The sequence below is a fragment of the Nitrobacter vulgaris genome, assembly GCF_031453995.1.
Taxonomy (GTDB): Bacteria; Pseudomonadota; Alphaproteobacteria; order Rhizobiales; family Xanthobacteraceae; genus Nitrobacter; species Nitrobacter vulgaris.
This window is the reverse complement of record NZ_JAVDPZ010000031.1, coordinates 24,518-47,840: the sequence shown is the minus strand read 5'-3', so window position 1 is coordinate 47,840 and position 23,323 is coordinate 24,518. Positions and strand designations below refer to the sequence as shown.

At 59.4% G+C, this 23,323-nt stretch carries 20 protein-coding genes and 2 pseudogenes; 13 read left to right on the top strand and 9 right to left on the bottom strand.

What is annotated here, in order from left to right:
- Nucleotides 1-123, top strand: a pseudogene (locus GGQ85_RS16310) (IS5/IS1182 family transposase); the annotation flags it as partial.
- Here the strand turns inward: GGQ85_RS16310 and GGQ85_RS16305 are convergent.
- Nucleotides 118-1,521 (bottom strand): annotated as a pseudogene (locus tag GGQ85_RS16305) (sensor histidine kinase); the annotation flags it as partial. The pseudogenes GGQ85_RS16310 and GGQ85_RS16305 overlap by 6 nt on opposite strands.
- A 169-nt stretch (nucleotides 1,522-1,690) precedes the next feature.
- The gene (locus GGQ85_RS16300) at nucleotides 1,691-2,560 is read right to left on the bottom strand and encodes an NAD(P)-dependent oxidoreductase (protein WP_309775389.1); all 870 of its coding nucleotides are present in this window, start codon (nucleotides 2,558-2,560) and stop codon (nucleotides 1,691-1,693) included.
- Between the two features lie 245 nt (nucleotides 2,561-2,805).
- Here GGQ85_RS16300 and GGQ85_RS16295 point away from each other — a divergent pair, with 245 nt between their 5' ends.
- From GGQ85_RS16295 to GGQ85_RS16285, 3 genes are all read left to right on the top strand, one after another.
- On the top strand, nucleotides 2,806-3,195 hold the full coding sequence (locus GGQ85_RS16295; protein WP_309775388.1) for a VOC family protein: 390 nt from the start codon (nucleotides 2,806-2,808) through the stop codon (nucleotides 3,193-3,195).
- A 157-nt stretch (nucleotides 3,196-3,352) separates the two neighbouring features.
- On the top strand, nucleotides 3,353-4,492 hold the full coding sequence (locus tag GGQ85_RS16290; protein ID WP_309775387.1) for an Mrp/NBP35 family ATP-binding protein: 1,140 nt from the start codon (nucleotides 3,353-3,355) through the stop codon (nucleotides 4,490-4,492).
- A 187-nt stretch (nucleotides 4,493-4,679) separates the two neighbouring features.
- Complete coding sequence (locus GGQ85_RS16285) at nucleotides 4,680-5,768, top strand: TRAP transporter substrate-binding protein (RefSeq protein ID WP_079446261.1); 1,089 nt, start codon at nucleotides 4,680-4,682, stop codon at nucleotides 5,766-5,768.
- Between the two features lie 236 nt (nucleotides 5,769-6,004).
- On the opposite strand, the gene GGQ85_RS16280 is transcribed toward GGQ85_RS16285, so the two are convergent.
- The 4 genes from GGQ85_RS16280 to GGQ85_RS16265 all read right to left on the bottom strand — a co-directional run bounded on the left by GGQ85_RS16280 (nucleotide 6,005) and on the right by GGQ85_RS16265 (nucleotide 10,614).
- Entirely contained in the window at nucleotides 6,005-7,615 is a 1,611-nt protein-coding gene (locus GGQ85_RS16280) for a TRAP transporter large permease (protein WP_309775386.1), read from the bottom strand.
- Nucleotides 7,612-8,151, bottom strand: coding sequence for a TRAP transporter small permease subunit (locus tag GGQ85_RS16275; protein ID WP_309775385.1), 540 nt, complete (start codon nucleotides 8,149-8,151; stop codon nucleotides 7,612-7,614). The genes GGQ85_RS16280 and GGQ85_RS16275 overlap by 4 nt, the downstream gene beginning before the upstream one ends.
- A 467-nt stretch (nucleotides 8,152-8,618) precedes the next feature.
- On the bottom strand, nucleotides 8,619-9,650 hold the full coding sequence (gene moaA / locus GGQ85_RS16270) for a GTP 3',8-cyclase MoaA (RefSeq protein ID WP_079446264.1): 1,032 nt from the start codon (nucleotides 9,648-9,650) through the stop codon (nucleotides 8,619-8,621).
- 265 nt (nucleotides 9,651-9,915) lie between these two features.
- Nucleotides 9,916-10,614, bottom strand: coding sequence for an HAD family hydrolase (locus GGQ85_RS16265; protein ID WP_309775384.1), 699 nt, complete (start codon nucleotides 10,612-10,614; stop codon nucleotides 9,916-9,918).
- 177 nt (nucleotides 10,615-10,791) lie between these two features.
- Between GGQ85_RS16265 and rpiA the strand changes: the two genes are divergently transcribed.
- The 5 genes from rpiA (at nucleotide 10,792) to GGQ85_RS16240 (ending at nucleotide 16,832) form a co-directional block, all read left to right on the top strand.
- On the top strand, nucleotides 10,792-11,490 hold the full coding sequence (gene rpiA / locus GGQ85_RS16260) for a ribose-5-phosphate isomerase RpiA (RefSeq protein ID WP_079446266.1): 699 nt from the start codon (nucleotides 10,792-10,794) through the stop codon (nucleotides 11,488-11,490).
- Between the two features lie 22 nt (nucleotides 11,491-11,512).
- On the top strand, nucleotides 11,513-12,022 hold the full coding sequence (locus GGQ85_RS16255; RefSeq protein ID WP_079446267.1) for a DUF2059 domain-containing protein: 510 nt from the start codon (nucleotides 11,513-11,515) through the stop codon (nucleotides 12,020-12,022).
- Between the two features lie 19 nt (nucleotides 12,023-12,041).
- Entirely contained in the window at nucleotides 12,042-13,427 is a 1,386-nt protein-coding gene (gene gor / locus GGQ85_RS16250) for a glutathione-disulfide reductase (protein ID WP_309775383.1), read from the top strand.
- A 239-nt stretch (nucleotides 13,428-13,666) separates the two neighbouring features.
- Nucleotides 13,667-15,055, top strand: coding sequence for a class II 3-deoxy-7-phosphoheptulonate synthase (locus GGQ85_RS16245; RefSeq protein WP_309775382.1), 1,389 nt, complete (start codon nucleotides 13,667-13,669; stop codon nucleotides 15,053-15,055).
- Between the two features lie 25 nt (nucleotides 15,056-15,080).
- Nucleotides 15,081-16,832 carry an NAD+ synthase gene (locus GGQ85_RS16240; protein ID WP_309775381.1) on the top strand — a complete coding sequence of 584 codons (1,752 nt, stop codon included), beginning with the start codon at nucleotides 15,081-15,083 and terminating at the stop codon, nucleotides 16,830-16,832.
- A gap of 81 nt (nucleotides 16,833-16,913) precedes the next feature.
- Here the strand turns inward: GGQ85_RS16240 and GGQ85_RS16235 are convergent, their stop codons facing one another.
- Both GGQ85_RS16235 and GGQ85_RS16230 read right to left on the bottom strand, forming a co-directional pair.
- Nucleotides 16,914-18,008, bottom strand: a complete 1,095-nt coding sequence (locus GGQ85_RS16235; protein ID WP_309775380.1) for a DUF2865 domain-containing protein — start codon at nucleotides 18,006-18,008, stop codon at nucleotides 16,914-16,916.
- Nucleotides 18,009-18,287: 279 nt separating this feature from the next.
- Complete coding sequence (locus GGQ85_RS16230; RefSeq protein WP_309775390.1) at nucleotides 18,288-18,560, bottom strand: hypothetical protein; 273 nt, start codon at nucleotides 18,558-18,560, stop codon at nucleotides 18,288-18,290.
- On the opposite strand from GGQ85_RS16230, the gene GGQ85_RS16225 reads away from it, so the two are divergent.
- The 4 genes from GGQ85_RS16225 to cimA all read left to right on the top strand — a co-directional run bounded on the left by GGQ85_RS16225 (nucleotide 18,465) and on the right by cimA (nucleotide 22,503).
- A complete protein-coding gene (locus GGQ85_RS16225) occupies nucleotides 18,465-18,788 on the top strand; it encodes a hypothetical protein (RefSeq protein WP_309775391.1) in 324 nt (107 codons plus the stop codon). The two genes, GGQ85_RS16230 and GGQ85_RS16225, sit on opposite strands and share 96 nt — an antisense overlap.
- 71 nt (nucleotides 18,789-18,859) lie before the next feature.
- Entirely contained in the window at nucleotides 18,860-20,293 is a 1,434-nt protein-coding gene (gene cysS, locus GGQ85_RS16220; protein WP_309775379.1) for a cysteine--tRNA ligase, read from the top strand.
- A 114-nt stretch (nucleotides 20,294-20,407) separates the two neighbouring features.
- A complete protein-coding gene (locus GGQ85_RS16215; protein WP_309775378.1) occupies nucleotides 20,408-20,908 on the top strand; it encodes a GNAT family N-acetyltransferase in 501 nt (166 codons plus the stop codon).
- Entirely contained in the window at nucleotides 20,905-22,503 is a 1,599-nt protein-coding gene (cimA, locus tag GGQ85_RS16210; RefSeq protein WP_309775377.1) for a citramalate synthase, read from the top strand. Before GGQ85_RS16215 ends, cimA begins: the two co-directional genes overlap by 4 nt.
- Nucleotides 22,504-22,523: 20 nt before the next feature.
- Here cimA and GGQ85_RS16205 read toward each other — a convergent pair whose 3' ends face one another.
- On the bottom strand, nucleotides 22,524-23,126 hold the full coding sequence (locus GGQ85_RS16205; RefSeq protein ID WP_079446275.1) for an LOG family protein: 603 nt from the start codon (nucleotides 23,124-23,126) through the stop codon (nucleotides 22,524-22,526).
- Between the last annotated feature and the right edge of the window lie 197 nt (nucleotides 23,127-23,323).

Below are 23,323 nucleotides of genomic sequence, written 5' to 3'. Positions count from 1 at the left end.
TTCGGCTGGATGATCCGCTGGCGCAGGCTCGTGCGCGATTACGAACGTCGCATCGATGTCTCAACCGCCATGATCCATGTCGCCATGGCCGGTGTTCTCATCCGCAGAAACGCTCATCCCTGATTTTCCAAACAGGCTCTTAGCGATCGGCAAACCAAGACCCGCGCCTTGTTCTGCGGATTTGATCGAATTCGATCCCTGTCCGAACGAGGCAAGCACAATCGGGATTTCGTCTTCCGCGATCCCGGAGCCGTTGTCCTTGACACTGAGGTATTGCCCGCCTGAAGCAGTCCATCCGACCTTCAGCAATATCTCTCCGCCTTGTGGCGTGAACTTGATTGAATTCGACAACAGATTGAGCACGATCTGGCGCGTGGCGCGCTCGTCACCCCAGATGCGAGGCATATCTTGTTCGAACACGTCGTAGATTGTGATGCCGCGGTTTGAGGCCCGTAACTTCAACAGATGGTGACATTCGGTCACGACATGGACCAGAGATACGGCCTCTTCGTTGAGTTCATAACGGCCGGCCTCGATCCGCGATAGATCAAGAATCTCATTGATCAAATTCAGGAGGTGAACGCCGGAGTTATGAATGTCGGCCGAATAGGTCTTGTAAACTGCAACCGCGTGCTCGCCGAAAATTTCACTCTTCATGACCTCGGAAAATCCGAGAATGGCATTCAAGGGCGTCCGCAATTCGTGACTCATTTGAGCCAGAAACCGTGATTTTGCGACGTTGGCCGATTCCGCGCGATGCCGCGCTTCGTCCGAAATAGCCTTCGCCTGCTCAAGTTCGCCGATTAGGGCGTCCTTCTCCGCCCGCGCTTCGAGCGTCGCCAGCGTCGTGGAATGCAAACGATGCGCGAGCAGGGCGAAGAAGCCCTCCGCAGTCAGCGCCAGAATGGCAAGGATGTAGTTGTTGAAGCTGCCGGCAGTTGCGAACTTCAGCGCGATTGCCGAGGTTACGGGGGCGGTTGCGGCAAGGGCGGCAATCGGCAGACTGGCCGAGAGCATACTCGATACCGCCACGACCAGCAGCATCAGAAACATCATCAGGGTATTTGTGACCTGATCCGAGCCGGCAGGATGCACCAGAATCGTCGTCCAACACAGGCCGTATAGGAGATCGAGCAAAATGAAACGCGCGCGCCATTTGCGTGTGCTATTGGCCGATGATGGTGTCTTGAGATAATTCTTGCAGTTGTAGATGATGACTGCGTGGAGGCAGAGCATTCCGAACGTCCACGCCGCGGCGGCGGTGGGCGCTATCCAGAAGCCGAAGAGCACGCCAGTTGCAACCAAGAGCAGCATCACGACAAACGATGCCGACAGTCGTGTTTGCGCATATTGCCGGAGCAGTTCGTGATCGAACGCCGGCCGTGTTCCGCTGGTTGAAGTCAGGCGGTCGCGCGCTTCGCGGACGCGCTGCGTGGTGGCGCGGCGATGACGTGCGGACGGTACAATCGCGGGAGCGACCGGAAGCTGGACGACTTCAGGTTTATCGGCGGGAGTACTCATCAACCAGACACAAATCCTGTACGCGGCCGCGCGAGTCGTTACTGATCCATTTCTCGCGCCAAATCCTTAAAGGCGGCCTTAAAAAGCAGGATAATCCGGTTAACGGGACGTTAATTGCTTTCGACGGCGATCGACCGGGGCAGGGGGAGCGTCGTGAATCGGACAGCCGTTAACGTTCGAGTCGCGCCAGAAGGCTGGACGTGTCCCAGCGGCGGCCGCCCATCTTTTCGACTTCCGAGTAAAAGGCGTCCACAAGGCTTGTGACTGGCAGGCTTGCGCCGTTGCGACGGGCCTCGGAGATGCAGATCGAAAGGTCCTTGCGCATCCATTCGACGGCGAAGCCGAAATCGAACCTGCCTTCATTCATCGTCTTGGAACGGTTCTCCATCTGCCAGGATTGCGCAGCGCCCTTCGAGATCACGTCGACAACTGCATTGACGTCAAGTCCTGCCTTTTTGGCGAAGTGGATACCTTCCGACAATCCCTCCACGAGGCCGGCAATGCAGATCTGATTGACCATCTTGGTCAATTGACCGGCCCCCGCTGGGCCGAGCCGTTTGCACATCCTGGCATAGGCCGCGATGATCGGTTCGGCGCGAGTATAAGCGTCCTCTTCTCCGCCGCACATCACGGTAAGAAAGCCGTTTTCGGCGCCGGCCTGGCCCCCGGAGACCGGGGCGTCCACAAAGCCGAAACCGCGCCTGGTTGCTTCGGCATCAAGCTCGCGCGCCACCTGAGCGGAGGCCGTCGTATGATCGACGAAGATTGATCCTGGCTTCATTCCGGCAAAGGCACCGCCTGCGCCGATTGTGATCGCACGCAGGTCGTCGTCGTTGCCGACGCACGCCATTACGAAATCCTGACCTCCGGCGGCCGCTTCCGGCGTCGCTGCGGTTTTCCCGCCAAATTTCTCGGCCCATGCCTTGGCTTTGGTCGGTGTGCGATTGAACACGATCACCTCGTGGCCGCCCTTTGCGACGAGATGTCCTGCCATGGGGAACCCCATGACGCCGAGACCGAGAAATGCGACTTTAGCCATGACCGAGCCTTGTTCAAATCCTGAGGTTTCACTGAATTAAATTAAGAGTGATGAGCGCGTCGCGATGAACGAGTTGCGAAATCTCGCCATCATCAGCATAGCTCTTGAGATCGCAGCGGCAAAGGTCGGAAAGCCTGAAGGAGTTCGGAGGCGACGGGTATTGTGACGAACGAATTCCAACGCGATTCAAAACGCGTTAGAGTGGAATAGGACATCATTTCCGGGCCGGACAAGGGAGCGCGCGCATGAGCGTTGGGATGCTCGATCATTTCAATATCCGGACCCGCAAACTTGCCGAGACGGTACGGTTTTACGAGGAGATTCTCGGTCTGACGAACGGGGATCGACCAGATTTCGCGTTTCCGGGCGCGTGGCTCTACAGCGAGGGCAAGCCTGTGGTTCACCTCGTCGACATTGCGCCGACCTCCGAACCCCAAAAGCCGGATTCCGGTGTTGTCCATCATATCGCCTTCGCAAGCCGCGATTTCGGGGCCATGAAACAGCGCCTTCAGTCGAAAGGGTTCACGTTCAGGTCTCGCGAAGTCCCCGGCGGAGCCATTTGGCAGATTTTCGTCAGCGACCCGAACGGCGTGTTGATCGAACTCAACTATGACGCTGTGGCTGAACGGGTCTGACTTTTCCGGCCTTGACGGGATGAGGCGGGCTGCGGCCGTTCGTTCGGCCAAGGTTTGCCTTCTCGATTAGCCACGGTACAGGCGTTGACCCGGCTGCGGCGGGTAGCCATGTAGACCCTGTTTTCGAAGCAGAGAGCGCCTACTCAGGAGAGACGACTTGAATGTAACACCACAGCAAGTTCTCGACCGGCTGGCCGGTGTGCTCTCTCCCCGTGGCGTGGCGCTGACCGTCGCCGATGTGCTGTCGGAGATCGCTGTCAACGGCGACAAGGTATTTTTCTCTATCAACGTCGAGGCGCCGGAAATCAAGGTCTGGGAGGAGGTTCGCGCCAACGCCGAAGCGGCCGTGCGCGCGATTCCGGGAGTATCGGTCGCGATGGTGGCTTTGACAGCCGAACGCAAGCCGGACAGCACGACGCCAAGTTTGTCGTCGCGGCCGGTGCAAGGGATTCCGCACGTGTCGACACGTCGGTCAACACAAAATTCGGCATCAGCTTCACCGATGGCGCGACAGGCGGATATTCCCGGAGTCGCCGCCATTATTGCCGTTGCTTCCGGCAAGGGCGGTGTCGGCAAGTCGACCACCGCGCTTAATCTCGCGCTGGGCCTACGGGATCTCGGTTTGCGTGTCGGTCTGCTCGATGCCGATATCTACGGGCCATCAATTCCAAGATTGACCGGTATTCGTGAAAAGCCGCAATTGACAGACGACAAGAAGATTGTGCCCATCGGGCGGTTTGGCCTTGCCGTCATGTCGGTCGGCTTTCTGATCGAGGAAGAAAGTGCGATGATCTGGCGCGGTCCGATGGTGGCCTCGGCGATCAGGCAAATGCTCCGCGATGTGGCTTGGGGCCAGCTCGACGTTCTGGTCGTGGACATGCCGCCCGGAACCGGCGATGCTCAGCTGACGCTGGCTCAGAATGTGCCGCTCAAGGGCGCCGTCATCATTTCGACACCGCAGGATTTGTCACTGATCGACGCACGGCGCGGACTTGCCATGTTCAGAAAAGTCAACGTGCCGGTTTTCGGCATTATCGAAAACATGAGTTTCTTTCAGTGTCCACATTGCGGGGGGCGAAGCGATATCTTTGGCCATGGGGGCGCGCGACACGAGGCGGAACGGCTGGGAGTACCGTTCCTTGGCGAAATCCCGCTTCATATGTCGATTCGCGAGACTTCCGATTCCGGTTATCCGGTAGTCGAGAGCCAGTCTGAGGGTCCCCATGCGGCGATCTATCGTGCCATCGCCGAAACTATTCGTGACCGGCTCCACGACGCGGTCGCCGTAGCCCGGTGATCCGATTCTAAGATTTGCATTTCCGTCACGGCTGGAGGCTTGCAAATTTCAGAATCAAAGTACCACTAGCTACAGTTTCAAGTTTCGAGTTTGAGATTCGCTTGCGGGTTTCGCTGCAACGCGATCAGCGAGGGTCAAATTCGTGTCTTCGCTGGAATCTCAAGAACTATCGTCAAAGGGATATCTAATGAAACGTCGTGATTTTTTGAAAGGTTCGGCCGCGGGTGCCGCTGTCTCGGCCGTTGCCTCACCGGCGATTGCGCAATCGGCGCCTGAGATCAAGTGGCGTATGACGTCGAGCTTCCCCAAATCGCTCGACACGATCTATGGCACTGCCGAGGTCTTTACCAAGCAAGTTGCGGAAATGACCGACAACAAATTCCAGATCCAGGTTTTCCCGGCCGAGGAGGTCGCCCCTGGATTGCAGGCGCTCGATGCGACGGCCAACAAGACGGTCGAGATGAGTCACACCGTTTCGTATTATTATGTCGGAAAGGATCCCACCTTCGCGGTTTTCGCGTCGGTCCCGTTCGGGCTCAATGGGCGCCAGCAGAATTCCTGGCTGGTTCAGGGCGGCGGCAATGAGCTTGCAAATGAATTCTTCAAGAAGTTCGGCGTCATCGGGTTTCCTTGCGGCAACACCGGTACGCAGATGGGCGGTTGGTTCCGCAAGGAGATCAAGACCGTGGCTGATTTGTCTGGCCTGAAGATGCGGATCGGCGGCATTGCCGGTCAGGTGTTGCAGAAGGTCGGTGTGGTACCGCAGCAGCTTGCCGGGGGTAACGTTTATCCCTCGCTTGAGAAGGGTGCGATCGACGCGGCCGAATGGGTTGGCCCCTACGATGATGAAAAGCTGGGTTTTCAGAAAGTCGCCAAATATTATTACTATCCGGGTTTCTGGGAAGGTGGACCGACAATCCATGCGTTCTGCAATCTCGAGAAGTGGAACACGTTGCCAAAGACCTATCAGGCGATATTGATGAACGCGGCGGCGACGGCCAACACCTGGATGGCTACTCGCTATGACATGCAAAATCCTGCCGCCCTTAAGCGGCTCGTTGCAGGTGGCGCCCAACTTCGGCCGTTCAGTAATGATGTTCTCGACGCCTGCCTGAAAGCCACGAACGAATTGTGGGACGAGATTTCAGCGAACAACCCGGACTTCAAGAAGGCGATCGACGCGATGCAAGCTTATCGATCGGACCAGTATTTGTGGTGGCAGGTGGCCGAGTATACCTATGACACCTTCATGATCCGATCGCGGACGCGCGGCTGATCACATTCCAACATCGATCGTTGTTTCGCGTCCTATTTCGCGCGAAGGCGAGGTGTCCTTTGTCCGATATCCAGGCTCGCTTGTAATCGCTTGAGCGAGTGGAGTTCGCTACAACGCTTTCGAGCGAAGTGGATACCGGTTCGCGTGAAGAGAACGCGTCAAAACAACAATTCAGAGCTTCGCTTCTGATTTCATCAGAAGCGATAAGACTCTAGGAACGAATCCTGAAGTTGCATCTATTGTCGGTTTGTTGGTGCTGGACCCAAATCGAGCGGCGCTACATCGATAATCGGAACCTCGATCTTGATCTTGTTGAGATCGACGGCTGTCGCTTTGCCAAGCAGACTTGTCACGCTCGCGGGGACCGCGATCACAAGAACGACCATGATGATTTGCAATCCAATCCAGGGCACCGCACCCCAGTAGATGTCGGAGCTCTTTACCTCTCGTGGGGCGACGCCGCGCAGGTAGAATAGTGCAAAACCGAATGGTGGGTGAAGGAACGAGGTCTGCATATTGACGCAGATCATAACGCCGAACCAGATCAAGGCCGCGTCTGCACCGACGATAGGAGCGAGAAGTTTCTGGGCCACCGGAGCGATCATTGGCAGGATGATGAAGGCGATCTCGAAGAAATCGAGGAAAAACGCCAGGAAGAATATGAAGACGTTGATGAAGATGAGAAAGCCCCATACGCCGCCTGGCAGCGATGTCAGCAGGTGTTCCAGCCACTCGCCGCCGGATACCCCGAGAAACACCACCGAGAAACATGTCGAGCCGATCAAAATGAACGTCACCATGGTGGTGAGGCGCATCGTCGATTGATAACCCTGTTTGATGAGGTCACGCAGTCCCGGGATACGGACGGCTTCCAGACAAATCCACACGACTGCGAGATAGGTAACAGCGAACGCGATCTTGAAGACCAATCCCTCGGCCAAGAAAATTCCGACGAGCGTTCCGATGCCTCCGGTGGTCGCGCCGATGATCAGGAGTTTTCGGCCGGTACTGCTGAAATCTTTGTGGTGAATGGTCGCCAGCACGATAGCGCCGACAGCGCCCATCGCACCTGCTTCCGTCGGAGTCGCAAGGCCCAACATCATGGTGCCGAGCACGACGAAGATCAGGACGGCGGAGGGAATGATGCCCATCAGGCACTTGCGCCAAAGCGGCCAGCCGGCGAGCGTGCGGGATTCCTGTGGCACCGGGGGGACGTGATCGGGCTTGAAGAGGCCAAGCAGGAAAGTGTAGCCGGCGAACAGCATGATCTGAAACAGCGAAGGCCCCCACGCGCCGAGATACATGTCGCCGACCGATTTTCCGAGTTGATCGGCCAGGACGATCAGCACCAGGGAAGGCGGAACGAGTTGAGTGATGGTGCCGGATGCTGCCAGCACGCCCGTGATGTAGCGAATGTTGTAGCCATACCGCATCATCACGGGCATCGAGATGAGCGCCATGGCGATCACCTGAGCAGCGACCGTGCCGGTGATGGCGCCAAGGATGAACCCGACAAGTATGACCGAATAGCCAAGGCCACCGCGGATTGGTCCAAACAACTGGCCCATCGAGTCGAGCATGTCCTCCGCGAGGCCGCAGCGCTCAAGCACCGATCCCATGAACGTAAAAAAAGGAATCGCGAGCAGCAACTCGTTAGACAGCACGCTCCCGAACACGCGCCCTGGTATGGCCTGAAGGAAATTCAGATCGAAGAAGCCAAGATGGATCGCAAGGAATCCGAACGAGAGCCCCACCGCAGCCAATGTGAAGGCGACCGGAAAGCCGATCAACATCGCCAGAACCAGGCCGCCGAACATCATCGGCGGCATCATTTCCAGCGTGATCATTGAGTCGGTCTCTCGTACGTCGCATCGATCGTGACAACGCCGAGTAGCGCCGCGACCCGCTTAATCACTTCCGAGACACCTTGAAGCGCGAGCATGATGAATCCGAGGGGGACGACGAGCTTGATCGGCCAGCGGACGAGACCACCGGCATTTCCTGACATTTCGCCAATCGCATAAGACTGCATGAAGAAAGGCCAAGACAGGTAGCTGAGCAACAGGCAGGTCGGAATGAGAAGAAAAAGGGTTCCGATGAGATCAAGCCAGAGCTTGCCGCGCTCGGACAGGAACAGATAGAAGATCTCGACGCGGACGTGTTCGTTGCGTTTGAAGGTATAAGATGCACCGAACATTACGAGGATGGCGAACATGTACCACTGCAATTCGAGCCAGCTGTTCGAGCTGTAGTCGAAGGCATATCGGATCATCGCATTCCCGGCACTCACCAGCACGGCAAGCAGCACAAGGATATTGCATACGTACCCAACCTTTTCATTGAGCCGGTCGATGGCCGTGCTAAGCGCCAGTAACGGACGCATCAATTCCTCCTGGCGGCTGCCGACCGCGATCACTGAAGCCGGACTTCAGAAGGCATCTCTCCGAAGCCGCAACAGCGGTTGTTTGTGCCAGATTGTGGAATACGGCGGCCTGTCGGATGCTGGCTATGAAGGGCGTCGCACCATTCCAATGCTACGTTGCCGCAGTCAACCGGGCCGTTGATGGTTTTGGGGTGTGGCGGACCGCTGAGCGGTTATAGCGTTTTCGAGCGAAGTGGATACCGGCTCGCGTGAAGAAAACGCGTTAGATGAGAGACATGGAGCAGCTTCTGATTTCGTCAGAAGCGAAGGTTCCAGGAAATCACGACTTGGATAGAAGCCTTTGAAAATGTCATTGCGGGCATGGGGTTTCGGATCAAGCCCCACGCATAATGAATCACCGATACCGTCAAGGCAGGTCCGCCAACCTTCGCTTCGGGATGCGGCCAGACGGGCGAATGTCTAAATCGCTACCCGCCAGTTACGCTCATGTGACGGCTTACACTCGGACGGTTGTGACGGTCGATAATAAAATCGTGGCCTTTCGGCTTGAGGCCGATGGCGCGATCGATCGTTTCGTACAGCAGATCGTCGGTGGGTGATGCGCGGAGCGGCCGGCGCAAATCGGAGGCGTCTTCGTGTCCGAGGCAGGTATGCAGGGTGCCGGTGCAGGTGATACGGACGCGGTTGCAGGATTCGCAGAAATTGTGGGTCATCGGCGTGATGAAGCCAAGTTTGCCGCCGGTCTCACTGACTCGAACGTAGCGGGCGGGACCGCCTGTACTGTCATCGAGGTCCGTGAGGGTGTATTGACCTTCGAGCCGAGCGCGCAGCATGGATAGCGGCAGGTACTGATCGGCGCGGGATGCGCCGATATCGCCCATCGGCATGACTTCGATGAGAGTCAGCGCCATGTCTCGACTGTGCGCCCATTCCATCAGAGATGGAATTTCGTCCTCGTTCAGGTGTTTGAGCGCAACCGCATTGATCTTGACCGCGAGCCCCGCGGCTTGTGCAGCGTCAATGCCTGCCATGACTTTCTGGATGTCGCCCCAGCGCGTGATCTCACGAAATCTGGCAGGGTCAAGCGTATCGAGCGACACGTTGATCCGTCGCACGCCGCAATCCTTAAGCTCGTTCGCGAAACGGGCCAATTGCGATCCGTTTGTCGTGAGTGTCAGCTCCTTCAGCGCCCCTGTCCCGAGATGGCGAGACAAGGAGCGGATCAACGACATCACGTTACGGCGAACCAGCGGCTCCCCACCTGTCAGCCGCAGCTTGCGCACGCCCTTGGCGATGAAAGCCGAACACAGACGATCAAGCTCCTCCAGCGTGAGCAGATCCGCCTTGGGCAAAAAAGTCATATCCTCGGACATGCAATAAAAGCAGCGAAGGTCGCAGCGATCCGTGACCGACACGCGCAAATAGCTGATGTTTCGGCCGAACGGGTCGACCATTTTCCGGGAGCCCGAAGTCTCGGCGGGGGCAGAACAACCGGTCATTTCATTTGCCTTGTTGCAACGGCGTAGGAGGTATTTGTTTCTTTTCTAATGTAGGCGTGTTCTGGCCGGGGCACAATGTACCGGCTCTGCTGCGGTGCGCAAGAAATCCATTGAGATTAACGCACCAGTGCAGGCCGAGACGGCGCGTGATCCCTCGAGGCGGCGAACCGTCCCACCATCGCCGGCTGGACCGTGTGGCGGGGAAGATCGCCCGCTACGGCCTCAATCGCGATATATCTCAGACCAGCTCGACCGGACCGATTGATCAGCTGGTTACGTTCAGAGTCGCAGCTTGCAGTGCGGCGACTGCGTCCGGCAGCTCCCTCATGTGGCTGATAACACGGTCGGGTTTGAGTTCTGCGACCGGGACTTCGGTATAGCCGAATGTGACCCCGATAACGGGGATTCCAGCCCGGCGCGCCACCCCTATGTCGGGACCTGCGTCACCAACCATAATGGTGGTTTGGGGGTTGCCCCCCGCCTGCGCGATGGTTTGCCGCAAGATCGCGGGATCTGGTTTGGACACGCCGAAGGTGTCACCGCCACAGATTGCAGAAAACCGCGAACTCAACCCCAGTTGGTCCAGCAGCAGCTTGGCAAGCGCTTCCAGCTTGTTGGTGCAGACGGCGAAACAATGTCCTCGCGCCGACAACTCGTCGAGCGCCTCGATAAGTCCCTCAAACGGACGCGATGCGTCGGCGATATGCGCCGTATAGTAGTCGATGAAGTCGCCCATCATCCGCGTGACCTCATCGGGTGTCGCCGAGCGATCCTCATGCTCAAGGCCACGTTCGATCATGCGGCGAACCCCTGCGCCAATCATCGAGCGGGCTGTCGGCAACGACACGGTGCGCAGGCCCTCGCGGTCGAGGACGAAGTTGAGCGCGGCGGCGAGATCGGGCGCGGTATCAACCAGCGTCCCGTCGAGGTCGAACACGACCATGGGAGGAGGGGAAGATGTCATGATGGTGGATCGGTACCCGCCTCCCGTCGGACATGCAAGGGTGAAGTGCGGCTGGCCTCGGCTCTCGGAAGGCTACGAAAAACACCCGACGCCCTGTTCCTTCCGGCCAAACGCCGCTAGTAACCATCCTGGAAATGCCTCGCAGCGAGGGCGAGGCCGCGCAAGATCGAGGTCCTCATGACGTTGGATGCATTGAAAAGACAGGCTGCGGCGCGTGCCCTTGAATATGTCGAGGACGGCATGAGACTGGGTCTCGGAACGGGATCTACCGCCAAGCACTTTGTCGAGCTTTTGGGCGAGCGCGTGCGCGACGGGTTGAAAGTTGTGGGCGTGCCGACATCAGAGGTCACGCGAGCCGACGCGGAGCGGTGCGGCATTCCCTTGACCACCCTGGACGACCTCGACAGGCTCGATCTGACGGTCGATGGCGCCGACGAAATCGACCCCGATCTAAATCTGGTCAAGGGTGGCGGCGGGGCGCTTCTGCGCGAGAAAATCGTGGCTGCAGCGTCGGACCGCATGATCGTAATCGCGGATGAGACAAAGTGGGTGGCGCGGCTGGGCCGCTTTCCCCTGCCGATCGAAGTCATTCCGTTCGGGCTCGCCGCAACGCGACGTGCGATTACGGAGGTGTTTGCAAAAGCCGGCGTTTCGGGTGAACTGGTCATCAGAAAGGGACCGGATGGTCATGCTTTCGTCACTGATGGCGGCCACTGGATTTTTGATGCCCATCTTGGGCAAATACCCGATGCATCCTATCTGGCCGGACTGTTGAATCCGATACCTGGCGTCGTCGAACACGGCCTTTTCATTGGCCTGGCAGGCGTGGCGATGCTGGCGGGTGCGCAGGGAATTCGCATTGTCGAGCGGCGATAGCGCCGCAATAAGGAGAATTGAGATGAGGTGTCTTTCAAAGTTTCTGCCAGCAGCTTGTCTTGCCGTGGCGCTGGCGTTCCCAGCCCTTGCACAAGCTCAGCAAGCCAGCCAGCCGACGGCCGCCGCCGTCGCTTCGGCCAAGGAACTTCTGACGCTGAAGCACGCGGGGGCGATATACGCAAATGCCATTCCGGGCATGGTCGAGCGGACCAAGACCACGCTGCTTCAAGCCAACCTGAACTATCAGAAGGATCTCAACGAGGTTGCCCTGATCGTTGCAAAGTCGCTGGCGGGCCGTGAGAAGGAAATCGGCGACGGCATGGCAAAGATTTATGCCAGTCATTTCACGGAGCAGGAGTTGAAGGACCTTGTCACGTTCTACAAGTCTGCGCTGGGGCAAAAGCTGATCACAGAGGAGCCCAAGGCGATCGAAGCGAGCATGAAGTACATGAACGAATGGGCGCAGCAGTTCGCCGATGTCGTCAATGGCGAATTTCGTGCGGAAATGCGCAAGCGCGGCAAGGAAATCTGAGTTCGGCTAGCTCCTCAGCATGGCTGATTTCGACGTCGATCTGATCGTCATAGGCGGTGGGTCGGGCGGCGTTCGCGCCGCGCGCATCGCCGCCGGGTATGGCGCGCGCGTCGTGATTGCGGAAGAATACCGGATGGGCGGCACCTGCGTCATCCGGGGGTGCGTGCCGAAGAAGCTATTGGTCTACGGCTCTCATATCCGCCACGACATCGAGGATGCCGCCGGTTTTGGCTGGTCGATTTCGTCAGCAACGTTCGATTGGCCGACGCTGATCGCTAACAAGGACAAGGAGATCGCCCGGCTCGAGGCGGCTTACACGTCTACCCTCGAGAAGGCGGGCGTGCGGGTCGTCAAGACGAGGGCGGTCTTTGAGGATGCGCACACGCTCCGACTAACGACTGGTGAGACGATCCGTTCGAAGCATGTGTTGATCGCAACAGGGGGCGCGCCCAACCACGGACGTGCCATTCCCGGCATCGAGCACGTAATTTCTTCCAACGAGGTGTTTCATCTCGCGGAGCTACCGAAGCGAATTGCGATTCAGGGCGGCGGATATATCGCTCTCGAGTTCGCCTGCATCTTTGCCGGGTTCGGCAGCGATGTGACCCTGATCTATCGCGGCGATAATATCCTGCGCGGCTTCGACGATGACGTCCGCGCTCATGTCCGCGCCGAAATGGAAAAGAACGGCATCACGATCCTGACGGGTTGCGTCGTCGAAAGGGTCGATCGGCACGGCGACGAGTTCACGTCTCATTTATCGAACGAGTCGAGCATTGCCTCCGATCAGGTGCTGTTTGCGATCGGCCGGCATCCGAACGTTGCAAATCTCGGCCTCGAGAAGGCGGGCGTTGCCATCAACCCGGAGAACGGCGGCATTGCCGTTGACGGCTTTTCGCAAACGAACGTACCGCATATCCATGCGGTCGGCGATGTGACGCATCGCTTCAACCTGACGCCGGTTGCCATCCGGGAAGGGCACGCGTTTGCGGATACGGTGTTCGGGAACAAGCCCACGCGCGTGGATCATGCGGATGTTCCGACTGCGGTCTTTTCCCAGCCCGAGGTCGGCACGGTAGGTTTGACCGAGGCGCAGGCTCGCGCGCAGTTCACCCACGTCGATATATACAAGACGACCTTCCGTCCGATGAAAGCGACATTGTCTGGTCGCGATACCCATATCCTGATGAAGCTTGTCGTGGATGCGACGACGGATCGCGTGCTGGGTTGCCACATCGTCGGCGATAGCGCGGCCGAGATGGTGCAGGTTCTCGGCATTGCGATCAAAATGAAGGCGACCAAGTCCGATTTCGACGCCACCATGGCGTTGCATCCCACCGCGGCCGAAGAACTCGTGACGATGCGGACGCCCACTGAACGCCATGTGCGTAAAAGCAGCGAGTGAACGTTCGGACCAAACCCCGTGGGTATTGAGGACTTTGATCCGGCGACATACCTGAAAGCAACTGTTGTCCGACGCCGATCAGGATCGGGGTCTTTCTCGATAAGTCGGAAGAAAGTATTCCTTTTATCACAACGCCTTGTGCGGCAAAACTTAATGCCAACTGGCGCGGCCCGGCCGGTGAGTGTATATACCGGTCTTCATTCCCGTTAAGTGACGGTTTTTGCTCAGGAGTTGACCTTATGTCCGAGCGCTGGGCACCCGATAGCTGGCGCACCAAGCCCGTGCAGCAGGTTCCGGTTTATCCGGACACGAAGGTATTGGGCGAAGTCGAGGCGCAGCTTGCTACGTTTCCGCCGCTGGTGTTTGCGGGTGAGGCGCGCAATCTGAAGAAAGCCTTGGCCCGAGTCGCAAACGGCGAGGCATTTTTACTGCAGGGCGGAGACTGCGCCGAGAGCTTCGCCGAGCACGGCGCCAACAACATCCGCGACTTCTTCCGTGTGCTGCTACAGATGGCGGTGGTTCTGACTTATGCCGGCGCGTTGCCGGTTGTGAAGGTCGGCCGGATTGCCGGCCAGTTTGCCAAGCCGCGCTCATCTCCGATGGAGAAGATCGACGGCGTCGAATTGCCGAGCTACCGCGGCGACATCGTGAACGACATTGCGTTCAGCGCACAGTCGCGAATACCCGATCCACATCGTCAGATCATGGCTTATCGGCAGTCGGCGGCGACGCTAAACCTGCTGCGTGCCTTCGCGACCGGGGGGGTTGCCAATCTTGGCAGCGTGCATCAGTGGATGCTTGGTTTTCTGAAGGACTCCCAGCAGTCGCGCCGCTACAAGGAATTGGCCGATCTTATTTTCGATGCGCTCAATTTCATGCGCGCCTGCGGGCTCAACCTTGAGAGCCACCCGGAACTGCGGTCGACCGACATCTATACCAGTCACGAAGCGCTGCTGCTCGGTTACGAGCAGGCCTTGACGCGGGTCGATTCCACGACCGGCGACTGGTACGCGACGTCGGGCCACATGATCTGGGTCGGCGATCGCACCCGCCAGCTTGATCATGGCCACATCGAGTATTTCCGCGGCATCAAGAATCCGATCGGGCTGAAGTGTGGCCCGTCGCTCAAGCCGGACGAACTTTTGAAGCTGATCGACGTGCTAAACCCTGAGAATGAACCGGGTCGCCTGACGCTCATCGGCCGCTTCGGCTCGGACAAGGTGGCCGATTATCTGCCGCAACTGATCCGCACGGTGAAGCGCGAGGGCCGTGCTGTCGTGTGGTCATGCGATCCGATGCACGGCAACACCATCACGTCGACGAGCGGCTACAAGACCCGTCCGTTCGACCGCATCCTGTCGGAGGTCAAGTCGTTCTTTAGTATTCATGCCGCGGAGGGCACGCACGCCGGCGGCGTTCATCTAGAGATGACCGGGCAGAACGTCACCGAGTGCATCGGTGGCGCGCGCGCGATCACGGACGAGGATCTTAACGACCGCTATCACACCGTCTGTGATCCGCGCCTGAACGCCGAGCAGTCGATCGACATGGCATTCCTCATTGCCGAGTTGCTGAGGCACGATCGGAACGGAAAGGTGAAACCTATTCCGGCGGTCTCTGGTTTCTGAGACGCCGGGCGGGTAACAAGCGTCCATGACCGAAACAACCTTCAAGATCACGCTCGGCCAATTGAATCCGACGATTGGAGACATTGCCGGCAATGCCGCCAAGGCTCGCGCGGCGCGTGCCCAGGCCAAGGCCGACGGGGCCGCGCTGGTGGCGCTTCCGGAGCTGTTCATTGCCGGCTATCCGCCCGAGGATCTGGTTCTGAGGCCAGCGTTCCAGGCTGCCTGCCGCGAGGCGATCGAAGGTCTCGCGCGGGAGACCTCCGACGGCGGCCCGGCCATGCTGATCGGTACGCCATGGGTCGATGGCGGCAAACTCTATAATGCGTATGCGCTGCTGGATGAGGGGCGGGTCGCGGCGATCCGCTTCAAGGTCAATCTGCCGAACTACGGCGTATTCGACGAAAAGCGCGTATTCGCGCGGGGGCCGGTCGGAGGACCCCTGAAAATTCGGGGCGTACGGATCGGCGTGCCGATTTGCGAAGATACCTGGGTCGAGGAATCCGCCGAGTACGAGAACGTCGTCGAGTGCCTGGCGGAGACCGGCGCGGAAATTCTTGTCGTTCCCAACGGCTCGCCCTATGCAAAAGGCAAGAGCGACATCAGGCTGTCGATCTCGGTCGCGCGCGTGACAGAGAGCGATCTGCCGCTGGTTTATCTCAATCAGGTCGGCGGTCAGGACGAACTGGTGTTCGACGGCGCTTCTTTTGTGTTGAATGCCGATCGCTCGTTGGCGGCCCAGCTTCCAGCCTTCGAAGAAAGCATTATCACCCTGCAATGGACCAGGTCCGCGGCAGGATGGCACTGCAACGGACCTGTCGCCCCCCAGATCGACGGTGACGAAGCGGACTATGCCGCGTGTGTGTTGGGCTTGCGCGACTACGTGCGGAAGAACGGATTTCCCGGCGTGCTGCTCGGCGTATCGGGCGGCATCGACTCGGCCTTATGCGCGGCCATCGCCGTCGATGCTCTTGGAGCGGAGTGCGTCCACGGTGTCATGCTGCCGTTCCGCTTTACCGAGCAGGTCTCGCTCGACGATGCTGCGACGCTCGCAAAGGCGCTCGGCATTCGCTACGACGTGCTGCCGATCGCGCCGGCAGTGAATGGTTTCGAGGAGATTCTCTCGGGCACGTTCGCGGGATTCCCCCGCGATATCACGGAGGAGAACCTGCAGTCTCGCGCCCGCGGCACGCTTCTGATGGCGATGTCCAACAAGCTGGGTGCGATGGTGGTGACCACCGGCAACAAATCGGAAATGTCGGTGGGTTATGCCACGCTGTACGGTGACATGAACGGCGGCTTCAATCCGATCAAGGATATCTACAAGACCGAGGTGTTCCGGCTGGCAAGCCTGCGCAACGCGTGGAAGCCGGACGGCGCGCTTGGTCCATCGGGCGAGGTGATCCCGCCCAGCATCATCGCGAGGCCGCCGACGGCCGAGTTGCGTGAGAACCAGCTAGATCAGGATTCGCTGCCGCCCTATGAGCTACTCGACGCGATTCTCGAGCGGCTGGTCGAGCGGGATGAGCCGCTGGCATCGATCGTCGCGGAAGGGTTCGACCGCGATGTGGTCGTGCGAGTCGACCGCTTGCTGACCGCCGCCGAATACAAGCGTCGCCAGGCGGCGCCGGGCGTCAAGGTCACGCGCCGAAATTTCGGCCGCGACCGGCGCTATCCGATCACCAACCGGTTTCGCGATTCCGGTAAACCATTGCCGGCACCGGATGAGAATCTCGTCTCGCGGTCCGGGACGGTTTCGGCGGAAGCCTTCGAGGGATGACGGCTGAAATCAGAGTATGACCCCGCCCCGAAGGGCCGCGCCAGCGCAAATGGGAAACTGCCATCCAATTTTCATCCAGCTCTAATGCGCGGGTATGAACGTTGGCCCCACCGACCGGATCGGCTTGTTCGAGGGTGTGGAGGCGGTCGGCGCAGTATCCGCGGGGCTGGTCTGGGGTGCATCGGCTTTCGCCGCTGAGTTTTTCTTTTGCGAACCTTTGTCTCCGGTCGGCTGTGAGATTTTCCGCGCGCCGTCTTCCGTGACGATGATGTCGCCCTGCTGGGCGGCCGTCGCCTTGTCGTCAAGTCCCTTCAACGCTTCCGCCCATGTCTGGCCCGCAGCCTTGCACGAGCACGACGGATTGAACTCCTGGCGGTATCGAAATGCGTTCGGCGACGACGAATAAGGCTGCCCGCTGGTAGAGACGGCCTGATTCATGTCCTCGCCGGGATTACGATACGCGTAGAGAGCAGCGTCTGCCGCAGGACAAAGATTCTTGCAGGTCCGCTCGTCGTCGGGAAACCGGCTCGGAGTGGTGGCGAACGAGATCGGAAAGTAAAAACCGTCGCACGAACGTACACAGACGGTCCGATAGGTTCCAGATTGCGCGCCCGAATCGACCGGCGGCAGGATCGTCTGATTGTCGGAGTGGTTGCCGAACAGGTCGTCGAAGAAGGAACCCTGGTTCCTCGCGGCTGCCGCATATTGCGGGCCGCAATTGTTCTGGGCCAGTGCAATCAGCACGGAGCGGCGCTGACTGTCGCGCTCGGGGCTGGCGCCGTTGCCGGCCCGCAGCCGCTCCAGGTTGGTGGTGATCTGCTGGAGGTTGGTCCGCATGCGCTGGATCTGGTGGGTGATCGGTCCGCATTGCGCCGACTGGGCGTTGAAGAGCTGAAAGAATCCTGAACTGTCGCAGCCCGTGCTCCTCGCTTGCGCAATGACGTGTTCGAGCTCGGCCTGTTGCCGGCCTGCTGCCTCCTCATAGCGCCGGATCTGTCCGGCTCGCGCAGGATCAGTGCCGCCGCGGTCGATGCTTGCGAGCTGCGCCTCGAGCCGCGGGCAAATCGGATTGACCCCTGGCGGAACGCCTTGCGCCAAGGTATCGGCGGCCGCGCCCGCAATGCCGACGGCGCAAGCCAATATTCTTATCGTGCGGGCAAAGGAAAGGTCAGGCATGATCCGCCATCAGAGCGATCCCGGAGCGATTCTGCAAATTTGCTCTACGAAGAGGAACTGTCTTCCGCACAACGAGCCCATCGCGATGATCTTTCCGCAACCAGCGAGCCTGATTGCGTTGCGACACGCTGATGGTGCAGGCTGGATGCGTTACTTAGATGGCCGTTCGCCAGCGTGGCCGTGTCTTATCCGCTTCTCGCGGCAGCGTCACGTCGTTTCCGGGGCGCGAGTGTGGCGGCCTTGGTGCGACACAGGCTTTTCCTGCTATGAATCGGCGCGTTAACGTTGACAGGTAATTGCGACGTACTCGTTGCAGCCGCTGTGCCGGCAGGAATTTGTGGACCCTCGAATCGAATCCGTCATCTCGTCAGGCCGGACGCGTCTGTAAGCGATGGCCTGTGCAAAATCGCGTGACCGGCAGTAGGAATGCGCGGCGTGGGCTCCGCAGCTTTCGCCTTGGGCAAGGCACTGGTCAACGCCATACCCGTCGGCGTGGTTGGCAATGATGAAGATGCGGCTGTCGGCGCATGCGGTGGCTGCAAAGAGAGCCACGCCTGCCAGAATGACGGGAAAAACCCGAACTGCGGGGAGAATATGCATAATGGGCCGGGAAAAGGAGAAGGTGATGGCGGAGTTCGCCACGGGGAATACGGGGCGATTTCGCGGCGAAATAAGGCGTTTATGGGGCGCAACTTGACGATGTACCCCGGCTGTTCCATGTTGACCGGAATGAACGGTTTCCTCGCCATTTGTGGCATTTGCCGCGAGATTACGGGCTAGCGATTCGCTGGCCGAGGCCGTCTTTTCTCACAATAGAGCACTGGACGCCCGGCGGTTTGGAGCGGGATTCTATGGAACTGCGTCTTTACGATACGCTGACTAAGGAAAAGCGTGTTTTCACGCCGATCGATCCGTCGAACGTGCGGATGTATGTCTGCGGTCCGACCGTCTACGACTTTGCCCATATCGGCAATGCGCGGCCGGTCATCGTATTCGATGTGCTGTTCCGGCTGCTGCGACACATCTACGGCACCGACCATGTCACCTACGTCCGCAACATCACCGACGTCGACGACAAGATCAACGACCGCGCGGGGCGGGATTTTCCGGGCCTGCCGCTGAACGAGGCGATCCGCGAGGTCACCGAAAAGACGGCCGCGCAGTTTCAGGCCGATGTCGCCGCGCTCGGCTGCCTGCCGCCGACGCATCAGCCGCGCGCCACCGAATTCGTGGCTCCGCGCGCCGACGGCAAGGCCGACATGGTGACGCTGATCAAGCAGCTGATCGCGCGCGGCCATGCTTATGAGGCCGGCGGCGAGGTGCTGTTCGACGTGCAGTCGATGCCGGACTACGGGCTGCTGTCAGGCCGCAGGCTGGATGAGCAGAAGGCCGGCGCGCGAGTCGCGGTGGACGTGCACAAGAAGAACCCGGCCGATTTCGTGCTGTGGAAACTGTCGTCGGATAACGAGCCGGGCTGGGACAGCCCGTGGGGCAGGGGACGGCCGGGCTGGCACATCGAATGCTCGGCGATGAGCGCGGCCTATCTCGGCGAGGTCTTCGATATCCACGGCGGCGGCCTCGACCTGATCTTTCCTCACCACGAAAACGAGATCGCACAATCGCGCTGCGCCCACGGCGCGCACGCGATGGCGAACTATTGGATGCACAACGGCTTCCTGCAGGTCGAAGGCGAGAAGATGTCGAAGAGTCTCGGCAACTTCGTGACGATCAATGAGCTTTTGACCACGGAGAAGTTTGGTGGACGGAAGTGGCCGGGTGAGGTGTTACGGCTGAATATGTTACGTACCCACTATCGCCAGCCGATCGATTGGACGACCAAGGCTTTGGAAGAAAGTGAAACTATTCTTCGTCGCATCTGCGGTAAAATAAAACAGTTTGATTATGTGCGTCGCGGAATGGCGGCGAAAGAACGATCGGGTCAACTGAATCTCTCACCGGAAATATTAGAGGCGCTCGTTGATGATCTGAATACTCCGTTGATGGTCTCGAGGGTTGGTGAACTCAAGTACGACGACGATTTTGATCAAGCGCTATTGTCCATTGGTATCGACGTATTTTCATACGCGCGTTGGCTGCGATCGCAGGAGCAGCAAGCAGGTTCGAACGTCGATGAATTAGTGGCCGCTCGCCTTGAGGCAAGAAAGCGAAAAGACTTCGCCGAATCCGATCGCATACGCGACGAACTCGCTGCGATGGGCGTTGTCCTGAAGGACGGTAAGGACGCCGACGGCAAGCCGGTGACGACATGGGAGATCGCGCGATGACCAAGCCGGAGACGCCATTTCCGAAACACTGGCGCTATTACATTTTCATCAAGTGGGCGGTGATTGTCGCGGCGGTCGTGCTGGTCGTCCGTCTGTTCGGAGTATTTTGACGCGATGGGACAGGCGCTTCCCAAACCTGCGCTGCGGCCGATGCTGCCCGCCGATGTTCCCGTGCTGGCGGCGATCTTTGTCGCCAGCGTGGAGGAGCTGACCGGCGATGACTACAGCGAGGCGCAGCAGATCGCCTGGGTTGCCGCTGCGGATAATGAGGACAAATTCGGCGCGCGGCTCGCGCGCGAACTGACGCTGGTGGCGACGCTTCAGAGTTCGCCGGTTGGCTTTGCGTCGCTCAAGGGCGCCGATCACATCGACATGCTCTATGTGCATCCGAGCGCGGCGAGGCATGGGGTCGCGACCGCGCTGTGCGATGCGCTCGAGAAGCTTGCCGGCGCGCGCGGCGCCACGGCGCTGACCGTGGAAGCCAGCGATACGGCGGAGCGATTCTTCGCCAAGCGCGGCTACGTCGCGATGCAACGCAATTCGGTGACGATCGGCGACGAGTGGCTGGCCAATACCACGATGAAGAAAACGCTGGCGGAGGGAGGGGCGGCATGAGCCGCGAACGCCTCTATCTGTTCGACACCACGTTGCGGGACGGCGCCCAGACCAACGGCGTCGATTTCACGTTGCAGGACAAGCAGGTGATCGCGAAGATGCTGGACGATCTCGGCATCGACTATGTCGAGGGCGGCTATCCCGGCGCCAATCCGACCGATACCGAGTTTTTTTCGCAGAAGCCAACGCTTCGTCACGCGCGTTTCACCGCTTTCGGCATGACACGCCGTCCTGGCCGATCGGCCTCCAACGATCCCGGGTTGGCCGCGCTGATCGCGGCCGAGGCGGATGCGATCTGCTTTGTCGCGAAATCGTCCGCCTATCAGGTCAGGGTCGCGCTCGGAACCACGAACGACGAAAATCTGGCGTCGATCCGCGACAGCGTGAAGGCAGCCAAGGCAGTTGGCCGCGAGGTCATGGTGGACTGCGAGCACTTTTTTGACGGCTACAGGGAAGACCCGGTGTTCGCGCTGGCCTGTGCCATGGCGGCTTACGAGTCCGGCGCGCGGTGGGTGGTGCTGTGCGACACCAATGGCGGCACCATGCCGAACGAGATCGAGGCGACGGTTCGCGAGGTGACGAGGCACGTCCCCGGCAGCCATCTCGGTATCCACGCCCATAATGACACCGAGCAGGCGGTCGCCAATTCCCTTGCCGCGGTGCGCGCAGGGGCGCGGCAGATTCAGGGCACCTTGAACGGCCTCGGCGAACGTTGCGGCAATGCCAATCTCTGTTCGTTGATACCGACGTTGAAGTTAAAGAAAGAATTCGCCGACCTCTTCGACATCGGGGTAACCGAGGATCGGCTTGCGGCTCTGACGCAGGCGTCGCGCACGCTCGACAATATGCTCAACCGCGGGCCGAACCGGCATGCGCCCTACGTCGGCGAAAGCGCGTTCGTTACCAAGACCGGCATTCATGCGTCTGCGATCCTCAAGGATCCTGCGACGTACGAGCATGTCCCGCCGGAATCGGTCGGCAACCGCCGCAAGGTGCTGGTATCGGATCAGGCCGGCCGTTCAAACGTGCTTGCCGAACTTGAGCGCGCCAACATCGCGTTCGACAGGAACGATCCGAAGCTCGGGCGGCTGATCCAGGAGATGAAGGAGCGCGAGGCGGCGGGCTACGCCTACGAATCCGCGAACGCGTCGTTCGACCTCTTGGCGCGGCGCACGCTCGGCCGCGTGCCGGAGTATTTCGACGTCGAGCAGTTCGATGTCAACGTCGAGCAGCGCTACAATTCCCACGGTCAGCGCATCACTGTTGCGATGGCGGTCGTGAAGGTCAGGGTCGACGGCCAGCCCCTGATTTCGGCTGCCGAAGGTAACGGTCCTGTCAACGCGCTCGATGTCGCCTTGCGCAAGGATCTCGGCAAATATCAGAAATACATCGAGGGGCTGAAGCTGATCGATTATCGCGTGCGTATCCTCAACGGGGGCACGGAAGCCGTGACGCGGGTACTGCTTGAGAGCGAGGACGAGGAGGGCGAGCGCTGGACCACGATCGGCGTGTCGCCCAATATCATCGATGCGTCGTTTCAGGCCCTGATGGATTCGGTTTTTTACAAGCTGGTGAAGTCCGGCGCGTCACCGTAAACGATCCCGTTGCCGTTTAGTTATAGCCGGTCGGCGACGTCGGCCGGCATGTGTTTCGAGTCCAGCGTGCCGCTCGCGGCGATGCGGAGTTTCGGCAGGATGTCCTCCACGCGGTCGGCCTGCAGGACATTCACTGCGAGCGTTGGTCGGATGAAGGCGGTATCCCTCATATGAGCGAGCAGAGCGAGCAGCGGCTCCCAGAAACCGTCGACATTTGCCAGCATGATCGGCTTGCTGTGTCGTCCGAGCTGCTGCCAGGTGAGCTGCTCAACCAGCTCCTCCAGCGTGCCGACCCCGCCTGGCAGAGCGACGAACGCGTCCGAGCGCTCGAACATCAGGCGCTTGCGTTCGTGCATATCGCGGGTGACGATCATCTCCTGCACGCGCGACAGCGCATGTTCACGTGCGGTCAGGAAATCCGGAATGATGCCGGTGACGATTCCGCCGTGATCGAGGGTCGCGGTCGCGATGGCGCCCATCAGGCCGACCGAGCCGCCGCCATAGACCAGCCCGACCTTGTTCCGGGCAAGAGCTCTACCAAAATCAACGGCAGCTTCGACGAAATTGGGATTTGTACCGGGACCTGAGCCGCAATAGACACAGACCGTTTTGATGGTGTTCATAGAATCGATGTGGCCCAGAACAATTGCAGCGTCAAGGCTCGGCTATTGCCGGCACGGGGTCAAGTGCCGGCGGGTGGCCTCCGTAGCGAAAAGAATTGCCGGGTAAGGGTGCATGCAGCATCCAAACGCTCTATATGACCTGGATATATGACCTCGACTAGACGATATTTGCGGCTGCGGACGCCATTTCCGGGTTC